Annotated in this window: 11 protein-coding genes; 8 read left to right on the top strand and 3 right to left on the bottom strand. The window is 61.7% G+C overall.

Annotated features, from left to right (window positions below; genetic code table 11):
* Positions 1 to 148 precede the first annotated feature (148 nt).
* On the top strand, positions 149 to 613 hold the full coding sequence (locus tag AADW18_RS05185) for a transposase (protein WP_337342302.1): 465 nt from the start codon (positions 149 to 151) through the stop codon (positions 611 to 613).
* A gap of 674 nt (positions 614 to 1287) precedes the next feature.
* On the opposite strand, the gene upp is transcribed toward AADW18_RS05185, so the two are convergent.
* On the bottom strand, positions 1288 to 1920 hold the full coding sequence (upp, locus tag AADW18_RS05180) for a uracil phosphoribosyltransferase (protein WP_337342301.1): 633 nt from the start codon (positions 1918 to 1920) through the stop codon (positions 1288 to 1290).
* A gap of 138 nt (positions 1921 to 2058) precedes the next feature.
* The gene (locus tag AADW18_RS05175) at positions 2059 to 4392 is read right to left on the bottom strand and encodes a TonB-dependent receptor (protein ID WP_337342300.1); all 2334 of its coding nucleotides are present in this window, start codon (positions 4390 to 4392) and stop codon (positions 2059 to 2061) included.
* Positions 4393 to 4668: 276 nt separating this feature from the next.
* Here AADW18_RS05175 and AADW18_RS05170 point away from each other — a divergent pair, with 276 nt between their 5' ends.
* A complete protein-coding gene (locus AADW18_RS05170) occupies positions 4669 to 5766 on the top strand; it encodes a phytase (RefSeq protein WP_337342728.1) in 1098 nt (365 codons plus the stop codon).
* Positions 5767 to 6258: 492 nt separating this feature from the next.
* Here the strand turns inward: AADW18_RS05170 and AADW18_RS05165 are convergent, their stop codons facing one another.
* Complete coding sequence (locus AADW18_RS05165) at positions 6259 to 7758, bottom strand: aminotransferase class III-fold pyridoxal phosphate-dependent enzyme (RefSeq protein ID WP_337342299.1); 1500 nt, start codon at positions 7756 to 7758, stop codon at positions 6259 to 6261.
* 123 nt (positions 7759 to 7881) lie between these two features.
* Here AADW18_RS05165 and AADW18_RS05160 point away from each other — a divergent pair, with 123 nt between their 5' ends.
* The 6 genes from AADW18_RS05160 to secD all read left to right on the top strand — a co-directional run bounded on the left by AADW18_RS05160 (position 7882) and on the right by secD (position 13833).
* Positions 7882 to 8313 (top strand): Lrp/AsnC family transcriptional regulator, encoded by a 432-nt coding sequence (locus tag AADW18_RS05160; RefSeq protein WP_337342298.1) that lies wholly within the window; start codon positions 7882 to 7884, stop codon positions 8311 to 8313.
* A 98-nt stretch (positions 8314 to 8411) separates the two neighbouring features.
* Positions 8412 to 9488 carry a tRNA preQ1(34) S-adenosylmethionine ribosyltransferase-isomerase QueA gene (gene queA / locus AADW18_RS05155; protein WP_337342297.1) on the top strand — a complete coding sequence of 359 codons (1077 nt, stop codon included), beginning with the start codon at positions 8412 to 8414 and terminating at the stop codon, positions 9486 to 9488.
* The gene (locus AADW18_RS05150) at positions 9478 to 10086 is read left to right on the top strand and encodes a flavin reductase family protein (RefSeq protein WP_337342296.1); all 609 of its coding nucleotides are present in this window, start codon (positions 9478 to 9480) and stop codon (positions 10084 to 10086) included. Before queA ends, AADW18_RS05150 begins: the two co-directional genes overlap by 11 nt.
* A gap of 40 nt (positions 10087 to 10126) precedes the next feature.
* The gene (gene tgt, locus AADW18_RS05145; RefSeq protein ID WP_337342295.1) at positions 10127 to 11245 is read left to right on the top strand and encodes a tRNA guanosine(34) transglycosylase Tgt; all 1119 of its coding nucleotides are present in this window, start codon (positions 10127 to 10129) and stop codon (positions 11243 to 11245) included.
* 254 nt (positions 11246 to 11499) lie between these two features.
* Positions 11500 to 11844, top strand: coding sequence for a preprotein translocase subunit YajC (yajC, locus tag AADW18_RS05140; protein WP_337342294.1), 345 nt, complete (start codon positions 11500 to 11502; stop codon positions 11842 to 11844).
* 111 nt (positions 11845 to 11955) lie between these two features.
* Complete coding sequence (gene secD / locus AADW18_RS05135) at positions 11956 to 13833, top strand: protein translocase subunit SecD (RefSeq protein ID WP_337342293.1); 1878 nt, start codon at positions 11956 to 11958, stop codon at positions 13831 to 13833.
* Positions 13834 to 13840 lie beyond the last annotated feature (7 nt).

The raw sequence follows: 13840 nt of genomic DNA, 5'->3' as shown, positions 1-13840 counted from the left end.
TCGGCTCTACATTAGATGTCGGGTGTCGCGGAATTCCTGCCTCTCGACTTATCCAGGCACATTACGGACAAATCGAAACGGCTGATCCCTACACAAGGTTCGGGAGAACCCTAAAGGATTCAATTATGGAAAGGGCGATGCTTTTTCCATGGCAAGCCCACGTCTAATCACCGGTCGCAATTCCCAACTCGGGGCGCATTACGTCGTTACCACCGTCACTTCGAACCGCGACCCGCTGTTCGGGCAATCCCAAGTAGCAGGCGCTGCTGCTACGGAGATCGCTCGGTGTGAAGAAGAGGAAAGAGTCGCCTCGCTGGCATGGGTGATCATGCCCGATCACGTGCATTGGCTATTGGAATTAAAGCAAGGCTCTCTGAGCCGTTGCCTGCAGGCATTCAAATCACGCTTGGCGCGCGCTGTGAATGCGGAGATTCTAGGAGGCGGCAGCATATGGCAACCAGGGTTCTATGACCACCGAATCCGTGAGGATGAGGACCTGCTTGAACAGGCTCGTTATCTGGTGGCCAACCCAATACGCAGCGGCCTAGTTTCCCGTATCGAGGACTATCCTCATTGGTGGTGCCAATGGGTGCAGCGTACCGAAGACCTGTAGAAGCTTCTCGTAGAGCGGAGCTTGCTCCGCTGCTCTTGTCGCAACGGCATGCCGGGCAAGAGCAGCCGAGCAAGCTCGGCTCTACATCAGTCAGGCCGAGGCGCTTCTCGTAGAGCGGAGCTTGCTCCGCTGCTCTTGTCGCAACGGCACGCCGGGCAAAGAGCAGCCGAGCAAGCTCGGCTCTACATGAGATCAAGAGCCGGGGTGTTTCTCGTAGAGCGGAGCTTGCTCCGCTGCTCTTGGCGCAATGACACGTCGGGCAAAGAGCAGCCGAGCAAGCTCGGCTCTACATTGGATCAAGGGCCGAGGCGCTTCTCGTAGAGCGGAGCTTGCTCCGCTGCTCCTGGCGCAACGGCATGCCGGCAAAGAGCAGCCGAGCAAGCTCGGCTCTACATTGGATCAAGGGCCGAGGCGCTTCTCGTAGAGCGGAGCTCGCTCCGCTGCTCTGGCGCAATGACATGCCAGCAAAGAGCAGCCGAGCAAGCTCGGCTCTACATCAGATCAAGGGCCGAGGCGCTTCTCGTAGAGCGGAGCTTGCTCCGCTGCTCTTGGCGCAACGGCACGCCGGGCAAAGAGCAGCCGAGCAAGCTCGGCTCTACATGAGATCAAGGGCCGAGGCGGTTCTCGTGGAGCCGAGCAATCTCGGCTCTACATTGGGCTCCAGTTCGGCATCATCATCCAACGCGCGTACCAAAAATCCGATCCCCGGCGTCGCCCAATCCCGGCAGGATGTATCCCTTGTCGTTGAGGCGCTCGTCAATGGCGGCGGTATAGACCTCCACGTCGGGATGGACTTTTTCCAGTGCGGCCAGGCCTTCCGGTGCGGCAACCAGGAAGACGCCTTTGATGCGTCGGCAGCCGGCACGTTTGAGCATGTCGATGGTGGCGATCAACGTGCCGCCGGTGGCGAGCATCGGGTCAAGAATCAGGGCGTCGCGTTCTTCCAGTCGGCCGGTCAGCTTCTCGAAATATGGCACTGGCTGGAGGGTTTCCTCATCACGTTGCAGGCCGACCACGCTGACCCGCGCGGTGGGAATCAGCGCCAGCACACCCGGCAGCATCCCCAGTCCGGCGCGCAGGATCGGCACCAGGGTGATCTTGGCACCAGCGATCTTCTTTACCTCCACCTCACCGGCCCAGCCGGCCATGGTCTCGGTGGTCAGCTCCAGGTCGGCGGTGGCCTCGTAGGCCAGCAGTGTGCCCAGTTCGGTCACCAACTCGCGGAAATCCTTGGTATTAAGCGTGGCATTCCGCAACAGCCCGATCTTGTGTTGGACCAGCGGGTGCAGAACTTCGACGGTTTTCATGGTGGGCACCGCAATGGAGGACCGGCAAAGTCTGCACCAACGGCGGCGGGGTGTCGAAACATCAGCCCCAGGAGCGGGGCCCAAAAAGTGAAGCCGGCACTGGGCCGGCTTCACTGGCGATGGGCTACCGCAGCGCGATCAGAAGGAGAAGCGCGCGATTAGCTGATAGACCGGCCCAGCGGTCTCGCGTTCGAGCTCGTATTCGTCGAAATCGCGGTCCAGCTGATCTGCGGCATTGTCGAACTTGTTGAAGGCTTCGCGTTTGTCCGCATCCAGCAGGTTGGACCCGGTCAGGCGCAAGGAAAGGTTCTGGCCGAAGCGCTTCTCGACGAAGACTTCCAGGTCTTCGCCATATCGAGTGGTGATTTCTTCTGCCAGGATGCGCGAAAACGCATCGCCTTGGCGGCGATAGCTGGCTCCGAAAGAGAAGCCCCACGACGGGACATCCTGGATGAAGCCGACGTTGTAGACGTACTTCGCCTGGTTGTTGAAACGACGCTCACCGAATGCATCATCGACCGAGCTGTCCAGCCACGAGTAATTGACGAACACGCCCGTGTCCGGCATTCCGATGGCCGTCAGTGGCGTGGACATGTCCAACTCGACGCCATAGACATAGCCGTCGCCGACGTTGGCGGCGGTATAGACGAAGCTGCTGGGATCGAATTCCGGATACCCGGGCGAGCCCGGGACCGCACCCGGATTCTCCTCCAGGAACTCCTCCACCTCATCCTCGAAATCGCCGACTGCGGTGGCGCTGGGTTCGCCGGTGTTCACCACTTCGATCAGATCCTGCACATCGCGGTAGAAGAGATTGATGCCGACAACGCCGCGTTTTCCAAGACGGCGTTCGAAGCCGAGATCGATGCCCCATGCCAACTCCGGATCCAACTGCGGGTTGCCGATGAAATCGTTGTCGCCGTATTCCTCTTCCAACAGCAGCGGCAGGATCGAATTGAAGTTGGGTCGACGTACCGTGCGGCCCAGCGACAGGCTGATGCGGTCGTTGTCAGTGACATCCCACTTCAGGTGGCCGGAAGGCAGCAGCATCGAGTAGTCATTGCTGGCGGATTCGTCGTCCGCACGCACATCCATGTCGGTGTTCTCGTAGCGCAGGCCGGCTTCCCAGGCCAGGCTGCCTTGCGCGCCGGAAAACATCAGATAAGGGTCGACACGGCGTTCGTCGATGCGGCTGGTGTTGCGGTCGAACTCGTCGTAAGGCGGCAGTGGCGCGCCTTCCTCGTCGGTTTCCACTTCGCTGACCTGCAGCGCGACTTCGCGTTGCTTATCCAGGTAATCCACACCGAACTCCATCAGCACGGCGCCGAGATCGCGCTTGTGCGCAGCCTTGAAGCTCAGTTCGCGATCAGCGGTATCGGTAAGCGTACGTGTGCCCTCGAATCCATCGAAGGAGGGTGGTGCGTCGTCATCGTCATAGCCGACTTCTTCCTCGGTGCTGATGGTGTTGTCCTCGAAACGCGCGTAGCCGAGATCGAGCTCGGTGCGACCGCCGGCCATGTCGAACACGTACTCGGCGCCCAAGGATCCATTGTCCTGGTCGATGTCCGTCAGCTGATTATTCTCCGACAGCAAGTTGTCGCGGCTGATGCTGGATGGATCGTTGTACTCCAGCGAGTGCTCGGTTTCAGTGCGATCGGTGCGCACGTAGAAGCCGTCAAGGGTGAGCCTGCCGCTGCCGATGTCGCGGGTGTAGGACAGGTTGGCCGAATAGTCGGTGCCGTCGCGGGTGTCGGTCTGGTCCTCGGCATCGACGAAATCACCACCGGGTTCTTCGAAACGGTCACTGCGCTTGAGCTTCGGGTTGTAACGCCCCTGCACGTTGAAGCCGCCCAGCAGTCGCCCACCAGCCATCTCTCCGCCGGCTACCCCGCCATAGGTGTTCTTGTACTTGCCGTCGTCGAAATGCATCACCCCGGCGCGTACATATTTTCCGTCGAACTCATAGGCGTCACGCAGCACGATGTTCAATGCGCCCGCCACCGCATCACCTGAACGGTTGGCGCTGGTACTGCGGATGATCTCGATACGTTCCACCAGCTCGGCGGGAATGCGATCGACGAAGAATGAGCGATCATTGCCGGCGCCGGGCACTTTCTTGCCATTGATGAGAATCTGGGTGTAGCCCGGATCCAGGCCACGGAGCTGGGCGCCGTCGTATTCCAATACATCGGAAACGAAGACCATGCTGGGCACGCGCTTCAGCATGTCGCCGACGGTCAGCGGCTCGAAGCGCTGGAAGTATTCCAGGTCATACGACAGTACGGGCGCCGTGGCCTCGGTGCGGTTGCGGTAGGCGATCTCCCCCTGGACCACGATGGTGTCCAATTGCTTGGGATCGGCCGCGCCGGCGTCAGGCGTCACCACTTGAGCGGTGGCGGCGAAGCTGGCGGGCAGTAGCGCCATGCAGAACAGCGCCTGCGACAGGCCGGCAGCCAAGGCATTGCGTTTCATCGTGTCACGTCCCCGTTATCAAGTTAAACGAAACTTTCTACGCGGGCGATGTGGCGTAAATATGACCAAGACGTGTCGGGCAACTCGCTTGGCCGCGTGCTTAAACGCATGTGGTGGCGGTTTGTCACGCGATTGTCTTGAACATGCCTCGAACCGGGCGGATTGGCATCGCTGTCGTCCACTGACACAAGAACTTCATAATCGGTCGGTACAAGCTTTCCGATTGTCTATTGCAGTTTTTCTGCCAGGGGATGACCAGTGAAATTTCGCTTCGCCATGTGTGTGGCTGTCTGGACGCTTGCCGCTTGCGCCGCTACGCCACAGTTGGACCGCGAGCCCGATGAAGCCTTCGAAAAAGATCCGCTGCTGAGCGAAGCGAAACTGCCGCACCAAGTGATCCGCGAGGCATTCCTCACACCTGCCACGCCGGCCGAAAATATCGATTCGCCAGCTAGTTGGCGTGCGCCCGATGGTCAGCGTTGGTTGCTGGCTACCGCCAAAGCCGGCGATCGTCTGGTGATCTACGACGGCGGCACCGGTCACCCGCTGCGGACCGTCGGCAGTACGGGCACGACACTGGGGCAGATGCGTCGTCCGAACGGCATCGCGGTGATCGATGATCTGGCGCTGGTGGTGGAACGCGACAATCATCGAGTACAGCTGTTCCAGTTGCCATCCATGCAGCCTTTGCTGGTGCTTGGTGCGGACGACTTGAAGCAGCCGTACGGCTTGTGGGTGCGTGCGCAGAAGGACAGTTACGAAGTGATTGTCAGCGACAACTACATGTCGCCGCAGAACGAGGACCTGCCACCGCCATTGGCGGAGTTGGACCAGCGTTTCAAGCGTTATCAGCTGCGGCGTGTGCCAGAGGGTTGGCAGGCTAGGTTGATGGGTAGCTTCGGCGAAACCACCGATGCCGGTGCTATCCGAATCGCCGAGTCGGTGTTTGGCGACGTGGAAAACGACCGATTGCTGCTGGCCGAAGAAGACGTGGCCACCGGCACACGCCTGCGCGAATACGATCTTGAAGGTCGTTACCGTGGCCGTGACATCGGAGCGGATCTGTTCAAGGCGCAGGCGGAAGGCATGGCATTGATGCGCTGCGAAGGCGGGGCGGGCTATTGGATCGCCACCGACCAGTTCAAGGATCGCAGCCTGTTTCATATCTTCGATCGGAAAACGTTGAGGCACTTGGGCGCTTTCGCGGGTGAGAAGACGGCCAACACCGATGGCGTGTGGTTGGACCAGACTTCCGATGCACGTTTCCCGCAGGGCGTGTTCTACGCGGTTGACGATGATCAGGCGGTTGCCGCGTTCGATTGGCGCGATATTGCCAAAGCGTTGAATTTGCCGGGTTGTGTGCTTGCCCGCTAGCACCCTTCAAGCCGACGGAAGAACTCGCGGCGGGACGCCGCTCCTACAACGGCAATATCAGGATTCCGTAGGAGCGCCGTCTCGGCGCGAGCTCTTGCTTTTATCGCGGTCTGGCAGGAAGAGCTCGCGGCGGGGACGCCGCTCCTGCAACGGCAATATCAGGATTCCGTAGGAGCGCCGTCTCGGCGCGAGCTCTTTGCTTTATCGCGGTCTGGCAGGAAGAGCTCGCGGCGGGGACGCCGCTCCTACAACGGCAATATCAGGATTTTCTGTAGGAGCGCCGTCTCGGCGCGAGCTCTTTGCTTTATCGCGGTCTGGCAGGAAGAGCTCGCGGCGGGACGCCGCTCCTACAACGGCAATATCAGGATTCTGTAGGAGCGCCGTCTCGGCGCGAGCTCTTGCTTTTATCGCGGTCTGGCAGGAAGAACTCGCGGCGGGGACGCCGCTCCTACCGGCGAGCCGCCGCTCCTACAGCGAGACGCACCAGGTTGCTTAAGCCGCCGCGGCTTGCTGCGCGGCGCGCGGTCCTTCGCGGAGGGCACGGCCTATCATGCTGACCAGCAGATCCAGTTCATCCGATGCCATCGCGAAATGCGGCGTGAAGCGCAACGAATTGGCGCCGCCGTGGATCACGTTGACGCCGCGCTCGCGCAGCCATTCCTCGGTGGAACCCGCGCCATAGCACTTGAACTGGGGTGCCAATTCGCAGGAGAACAACAAGCCGGTGCCTTGCACCTTGGTGATCAGTCCACCCAACTCGGCCTTCAATTTTTCCAGTTTTTCCACAGCTTCCTTGCCGCGCACTCGGATGTTCTCGCGCAATTGCGGGGTCAACATTTCCAGCACCGTGCAGGCAACGTCCAGCGCGCGTGGATTGCTGGTCATGGTGTTGCCGTACACGCCCTTGCGATACAAGCCGGCGGCGCGTTCGTTGACCGCCAGCACCGACAGCGGATATTGCGCGGCGTTCAGCGCTTTGGAATACGTTTCCATGTCCGGCGCATCCAGGCCTTCGAAACCGGGGTAGTCCACGATGGAGAGCACGCCATGGGCGCGCAGGCCCGCCTGGATCGAATCGACCAGGAACAGGCTGCCGTGGCTGCGGGTCAGCTCGCGCGCGGCGGCGTAGAACGCCGGGGGTACCGAGCGGCCCGGGTCGCCTTCGCCCATCACCGGCTCCAGGAATACGGCTTCCACAAACCAGCCCTTGGCGTCGGCGTCGGCGAATGCGCGCTTCAACGCGTCCACGTCGTAGGGCTCAATGGCGATCAGCGAGTCTTCGTTGCGGAAACTCGCCAGATGCTGGACATAGGATTTGCGTGAGGAGTCCGAATACAGCGCCGGGCGTTCGGTGCGGCCGTGGAAGCTACCCTTCACCACGATGCGCTTGATCGCGCGGCCTTCGTATTTGGCGCCCGGGTCGGTCTGCAGCTTGGTGTTGATGTCCGCGATGCGCGCGCCCAGGCCCACCGACTCGGAACCTGAATTCAGGCACAGGAAGCGGGCGTAGGGACAACCGCCGCGGGTGTGCCCGATCTCCTTGCGCAGTGCACGGTCGAAACGCAGCTGCGACAGGCTGGGCGTCATGATGTTGGCCATCGCCTGTGGTTTGGCCATGGCGGCCATCACCTGCTCGGGGGTGTGGCCGAAGCCGAGCATGCCGTAGCCGCCAGCGTCGTACAGCACCGCTCCGTTGAGGCTGACCACCCAGGGGCCGCGTGCGGCCAGCGCGATGTAAGGGGTGATCGCGTCGTCCGGATAGAAGTTGACGAAGCCGCCCTGGACAGCGCGCAGCTGTTGGTCTTCGTCCATATCGAACAGTTCGGCGAACTCGCCCTGCAGCGCGGCATGCTCTTCCGCGGCCGCCTTGATGGCGGCAACCAGGTCGGGGTGGGTCGCCGCGAATCGCGTCACCATGGCATCGTCGAGCCCAGTGGTCAGGCGTTTGCCCTTGTGGGCACGCAGGGGGGCGAGCAGTTCGATCGGGGACATGGGCGTCTCTTTTGTAGGTACTGAAGGCAAGCTTCCAATTATCTAGATAAATTCGTCGTTTGACAGTTATGATTTGCGCAGATTTCCTCTAAATTTCGTCGAATCGACGAAAATGCCGGCCGAATGAAGATCTCCGCCACCGACGAACTGCTGTTATCCCTCCTGCGGGAGAACGCGCGCGCCTCCACCGCTCAGATCGCCCGCCGGCTCAATCTGTCCCGCACCACCGTGCAAAGCCGCATCGAACGGCTGGAGCAGGAAGGCATCATCAGCGGCTACACCGTACGGGTGCGCGAAGATTTCGAGCGCGTCTATATCCGCGCCCACATCATGATCACGGTTCACCCCAAGCAGATGACCTCGGTCGTCGCAGCCTTGCGCGCGATGCCTGAACTGCGGGTGCTGCATTCGGTCAGCGGCGCCTACGACCTGATCGCGATTGGCGTGGTGCCTTCGGTGGACGCCATGGACCAGCTGACCGACCGGATCGGCGCGATTGAAGGGGTTGAGCGGACCACCTCATCCATCGTGCTGTCGACCAAATTCGAGCGGTAGGTCAGTTTTTTTACCGGCAGCCGCAAGCGCCGCAGCCCGCGCCATCGGTAAGAAAAGCCTCGCTCACGTACAATGCGCGCCCTCCCCAGGCCAACCCCGTGAAGAAGTCCGACTTCCATTTCGAATTGCCGCAAGCGCTGATTGCGCAGGCTCCGCTGCCCGAGCGTTCCGCCAGCCGCCTGTTGGTGGTGCCACCGGGGGATCAACCGTTCGCGGATCGCCATGTGCGTGACTTGCCGGAGTGGCTGGCTCCGGGCGATTTGCTGGTGTTTAACGACACCCGGGTAATCCCGGCGCGATTGTTCGGGCAGAAGGACAGCGGCGGACGCGTGGAGATACTGATCGAGCGCCTGCTGCCGGATAACGCAGCGCGGGTGCAAATCGGCGCCAGCAAATCGCCCAAGCCGGGCGGCCGTATCCATCTGGATGCGGGCGGCGAAGCGGAAGTGCTGGGCCGCGATGGCGAGTTCTACCAGTTGCGCTTCCATGTGCCCGATTCGTTGGAAAGCTGGCTGCTGAAGGCGGGACGATTGCCGCTGCCGCCGTACATCCAGCGCCAGCCCGGCGCCGACGATGATGAACGCTACCAGACGGTGTTCGCGCGCGAGTTGGGCGCCGTGGCCGCGCCGACCGCGGGCCTGCATTTCGATGATGCGTTGCTGGACGCACTACGTGCCAAAGGCGTCAACTTCGGCCACGTGACCTTGCACGTGGGTGCCGGCACCTTCCAGCCGATACGGGTCGAAGATGTACGCGAACATCGGATGCACAGTGAGTGGTTGAACGTGGGCGCTTCGCTGGTGGAACAAGTACGCGCAACCCGCACGCGCGGCGGCCGGGTGATCGCCGTGGGAACGACGGTTGTGCGAGCGCTGGAATCGGCGACACGCGTGAATGAGAACGGTCACGGTGAATTGCAACCATTCGCCGGCGAAACGCAGATCTTCATTTTCCCCGGTTATCGCATCCGCAGCGTCGACGCGATGGTCACCAATTTCCACCTGCCGGAAAGCACGCTGCTGATGCTGGTATCCGCTTTCGCTGGAAAGGCGCGCGTCATGGCCGCCTACCAGCACGCGGTGCGCGAGCACTACCGTTTCTTCTCTTATGGTGATGCCATGCTGCTGTTCCCGCAGGCGGATGATGCGGCGAAAGGGCAGCCGGATGCGTCTTGATTTCTCCGAGTTGCCAGCTGCGGAAGGCTATCGCTGGCTGACGGCGACGGTCACGCCGCGGCCGATCGCCTGGGTGTCCACGCGATCGTTCGATGGCATCGACAATCTGGCGCCTTTCAGCTTCTTCCAGGTGGTTTGCGACGACCCGCCCACGTTGATGATCAGCATCAGCCAGCGTAATGGAGGCGAACCGAAAGACACACTGCTCAACCTGCGCGACAACGGTGAACTGGTGGTGCATCTGGTCAGTCACGCGCAGGCCGAAACGATGAATGCCAGTTCGTCCAGCCTGCCGCACGGCATCAGCGAATTCGAGCAATTCGGCATTGCCGCTGTTCCCAGCGAACGGGTAACGCCGCTGCGGGTGGCTGGCGCATCGGTGGCGTTCGAGTGTCGACTGGCGGAGATCAAGCCGTACCCGGCCGAGCGGCCCACCCATCATCTGGTTTTCGCCGAAGTGCTGCTGGCGCATATCGATGATGATGTGCTGGCCGATGCACGCCACGCCGACGCGGCCAAGCTGGACCTGGTCGGCCGCATGGGTGGCAGTCTTTATGCCACCACTCGCGATACCTTCAGCATGATTCGTCCCAAATAGTCCGGCCCTTTTCTTCAGAACATCCTTAGTAGCGAACGACATGTCACGACTGAGCTTCCAATTGCTGGGCACCGATGGCGTCGCCCGTCGCGGCCGGCTGACGTTTCCGCGCGGTACGGTGGAAACGCCGGCGTTCATGCCGGTCGGCACCTATGGCTCGGTAAAAGGGATCCTGCCGGAACACACCGAGGAACTCGGCGCGGAGATTATTCTCGGCAATACCTTTCATCTGTATCTGCGGCCGGGGTTGGAGGTCATCGAAAAGCACGGCGGCCTGCATGGCTTCGCTCGCTGGAACAAACCGATACTCACCGACTCCGGCGGATTCCAGGTGTTCTCGCTGGCGCATCGCCGCAAGATCACCGAGCAGGGCGTGACCTTCGCTTCGCCGGTGGACGGCAGCAAGGTGTTCCTGGGGCCGGAAGAAAGCATGCATGTGCAGAAGGTGCTCGATTCGGACATCGTGATGATCTTCGACGAGTGCACGCCGTATCCGGCGACCGAGGAAGTAGCGAGCAAGTCGATGGAGCTGAGCCTGCGTTGGGCCGAACGCAGCAAAGCCGCGCACGGCGGCAACGACGCGGCGCTGTTCGGCATCGTCCAGGGCGGCGTGCACGAACACCTGCGCGAGCGCTCGGCGGCGGGTTTGCGCCAGATCGGCTTCGACGGTTACGCCATCGGCGGCCTGGCGGTTGGCGAGCCGGAAGAAGAGCGCAACCGCATTCTGGAACATGTCCATCCCCTGCTGCCGCAGGATCAGCCGCGCTACCTGATGGGCGTGGGCCGGCCGGAAGACTTGGTGGAATCAGTGGCGCGCGGCGTGGACATGTTCGACTGCGTCATGCCCACGCGCAACGCGCGCAACGGCCATTACTTCACCTCGTCCGGCACGGTGCGCATCCGCAATGCCAAGTACGAGCAGGATATGGATCCGATCGAGCCCGGTTGCGGCTGTTACGCCTGCCGCAACGGTTTTACCCGGTCGTACCTGCGCCATCTGGACCGCTGCAACGAAATGCTGGCGCCCATGCTGGGAACCCTGCACAACCTCTGGTACTACCAGAAGCTGATGGCCGATATGCGCGCGGCCATCGAGCAGGGGCGTTTCACCGAATTCCGGACGGCGTTCTACGCCGCCCGAGGGTTGCCGGCACCCTGATCCTGCAGGGGCAGACAGGTTTTTGTAGGAGCGGCGTCCCGCCGCGAGCTCTTCGCTTCTATCGCGATCTGACGGAAAAAGCTCGCGGCGGGACGCCGCTCCTACCTAACGCTCCCGCGGAACCTTTCGGCATTTCCCGGGGTCTTTGACCCGCCGGCCCTGTTCATTGCGCCGTGCGGTGCGGGTCCGTGGGGACGGGAGCGGTCACGCGTGGCATAATTCCCGGCTGGTTTCGTATATATATGGATAAATACATGAATTTGCTAGATTTCCTGATCGCGCCGGCCCATGCGCAGGTCGTTGGCGCAGCAGCGCCGCAAGGCCTGGGTGGTTTTGGCCTGCTGATGCCGATCGCTCTGATCGCCGTCATGTATTTCCTGATGATCCGCCCGCAGATGAAGCGCGCCAAGGAACACCGCGGCATGCTGGAGAAACTGTCCAAGGGCGATGAAGTCATCACCTCCGGCGGTATCGCCGGCACCGTTACCGACATCGGCGACAACTTCGTCACCGTGGAAATCGCCGAAGGCGTGCGTATCCGCGTACAGAAGGCTGCCGTAGGCAACGTGCTGCCGAAGGGCACGTTGAAGTCCGCCTGATTTCATGAATTGATCCACGCCGGCTTGTCGCCGTTCGCGCCACGCCGGAATCCACTGTTTCTACACCACTGCTGAGCGCGGACCCGGGAAGGGTTCGTGCGGGTTGCCGCAATGCTTGAATTCCCACGTTGGAAATACGTCCTCATCCTGCTGGTAGTGCTGTTCAGCACGCTCTATGCGTTGCCCAACATCTACCCGCAAGATCCTTCGGTCCAGATCACCCCTAATCGCGGCTTCGCCATAGACAGCGCCTTGCGGCAACGCGTGGATGCGGCATTGAAGGACGTGGGAGTGACCGCCAAAGAGGTGGAGCAGGACGGCGGCAACTTGCTGGTGCGTCTGCCTGACCTGGACGCGCAGACCAAGGCCAACGACAGCTTGCGCCAGAGCCTGGGCGAAGACTACGTGGTGGCGTTGAACCTGGCTTCCACGGTGCCGGACTGGCTAAGCAAGCTGGGCGCCCAGCCCATGGTTCAGGGCCTGGACCTGCAGGGCGGCGTGCATTTCGTCTTGCAAGTGGATCAGCGGGCCGCGTTGAACAAGCGCATTGACTCGCTGTTGGAAGACGCCCGTACGACGCTGCGCGATGCGCGGGTGAAGTACCAGTCGGTGGAGCGTCGTCCCGACGACAGCATGGTGGTCACCTTGGTGCCGGGCCAGAAGCCTGAAGACGCGCGCGACGCGTTGGCAAAAGCATTTACCGCATCGGCGGGTGCCGGCGTAGCGCCAGGAACCGCCCCGACCTATGAGATCAGCGGCCAGCAGCTGGTGATCGGTCTGGCCGAAAGCGAATTGAACCAGGTGGCAGGCGACGCCATCGAGCAGAACATCGCCACGCTGCGCAATCGTGTCAATGAACTGGGCGTGGCCGAACCCATCATTCAGCGCCAGGGCAACGACCGCGTGGTCGTGCAGCTGCCCGGTGTGCAGGACACCGCCGAGGCCAAGCGCCTGATCGGTGCGACCGCGACGCTGGAATATCGTGCGGTGGTGGATGGCAGTGCCGCCGATGCCGTGGCCAGCGGCAGGATCCCGCCGGAGGCGAAGGTTTATCAGTTGCGCGACAAGGGCGGCCCGATACTGCTCAACAAGCGGATCATCGCCTCGGGTGATGAGATGACCAAGGCCAGCGTTGGCGCGGACAGCAACGGCCTGCCGGCCGTGGACGTCACTCTCAACAACGTTGCCGGCCAACGCATGTTCGATTTCACCAGCGCCAACGTGGGTAAACCCATGGCCGTGGTTTATATCGAACGGATTCCCCAGGTGACCATCGTTGATGGCAAGGAAGTCCGCGGTACCAGGATCCGGGAAGAAGTGATTTCAGTAGCCAACGTCAATGGCGTATTCGGGAAGCAGTTCCAGACCACGGGATTGGAGAAGGCCGAAGCAGACAGCCTGGCCAAGCTGCTGCGCGCTGGTTCGCTGGCAGCGCCGATGGATTTCATCGAAGAGCGTGTGGTGGGTCCCAGCCTGGGCAAGGAAAACGTCGAGCGCGGCACCAAGGCAGTGATGTACTCGTTCCTGTTCGCCCTGGCGTTCTTCCTGGTCTACTACCGCATGTTCGGCCTGATCACCTGTATCGCCTTGTTGCTCAACCTGGTGATGGTGGTGGCGGTGATGTCGTTGTTCGGCGCCACCATGACCTTGCCCGGCTTCGCCGGCTTGGCGTTGTCCATTGGTATGTCGGTGGACGCCAACGTGCTGATCAACGAACGCATACGCGAGGAACTGCGAGCCGGGGTACCGCCACAGGCGGCGATCGCCACCGGTTACGACAAAGCCTCCGGCACCATCTTCGACTCCAACATGACCGCGCTGCTGGCGGGCGTGGCGCTGTTCGCGTTCGGTACCGGCCCGTTGAAGGGCTTCGCTATTACCATGATCGTCGGCATCCTGACCTCCGTGTTCACCGCGGTGACCGTGTCGCGTGCCGTCGCCACCCTGATCTACGGCCGCCGCCGCAAGCTCAAGTCGCTGGCCATCTGACGGGAGA

This window comes from Pseudoxanthomonas sp. CCNWLY206-1, assembly GCF_039710385.1.
Taxonomy (GTDB): domain Bacteria; phylum Pseudomonadota; class Gammaproteobacteria; order Xanthomonadales; family Xanthomonadaceae; genus Pseudoxanthomonas_A.
Note: the sequence above shows the minus strand (reverse complement) of the source record. Positions and strands in the feature narration are given on the sequence as shown.

Coding starts and splice junctions, on each gene's coding strand:
- AADW18_RS05185 (WP_337342302.1), top strand. CDS start 149: ATGGCAAGCCCACGTCTAATCACCGGTCGCAATTCCCAACTCGGGGCG.
- upp (WP_337342301.1), bottom strand. CDS start 1,920: ATGAAAACCGTCGAAGTTCTGCACCCGCTGGTCCAACACAAGATCGGG.
- AADW18_RS05175 (WP_337342300.1), bottom strand. CDS start 4,392: ATGAAACGCAATGCCTTGGCTGCCGGCCTGTCGCAGGCGCTGTTCTGC.
- AADW18_RS05170 (WP_337342728.1), top strand. CDS start 4,669: ATGTGTGTGGCTGTCTGGACGCTTGCCGCTTGCGCCGCTACGCCACAG.
- AADW18_RS05165 (WP_337342299.1), bottom strand. CDS start 7,758: ATGTCCCCGATCGAACTGCTCGCCCCCCTGCGTGCCCACAAGGGCAAA.
- AADW18_RS05160 (WP_337342298.1), top strand. CDS start 7,882: ATGAAGATCTCCGCCACCGACGAACTGCTGTTATCCCTCCTGCGGGAG.
- AADW18_RS05150 (WP_337342296.1), top strand. CDS start 9,478: ATGCGTCTTGATTTCTCCGAGTTGCCAGCTGCGGAAGGCTATCGCTGG.
- tgt (WP_337342295.1), top strand. CDS start 10,127: ATGTCACGACTGAGCTTCCAATTGCTGGGCACCGATGGCGTCGCCCGT.
- yajC (WP_337342294.1), top strand. CDS start 11,500: ATGAATTTGCTAGATTTCCTGATCGCGCCGGCCCATGCGCAGGTCGTT.
- secD (WP_337342293.1), top strand. CDS start 11,956: ATGCTTGAATTCCCACGTTGGAAATACGTCCTCATCCTGCTGGTAGTG.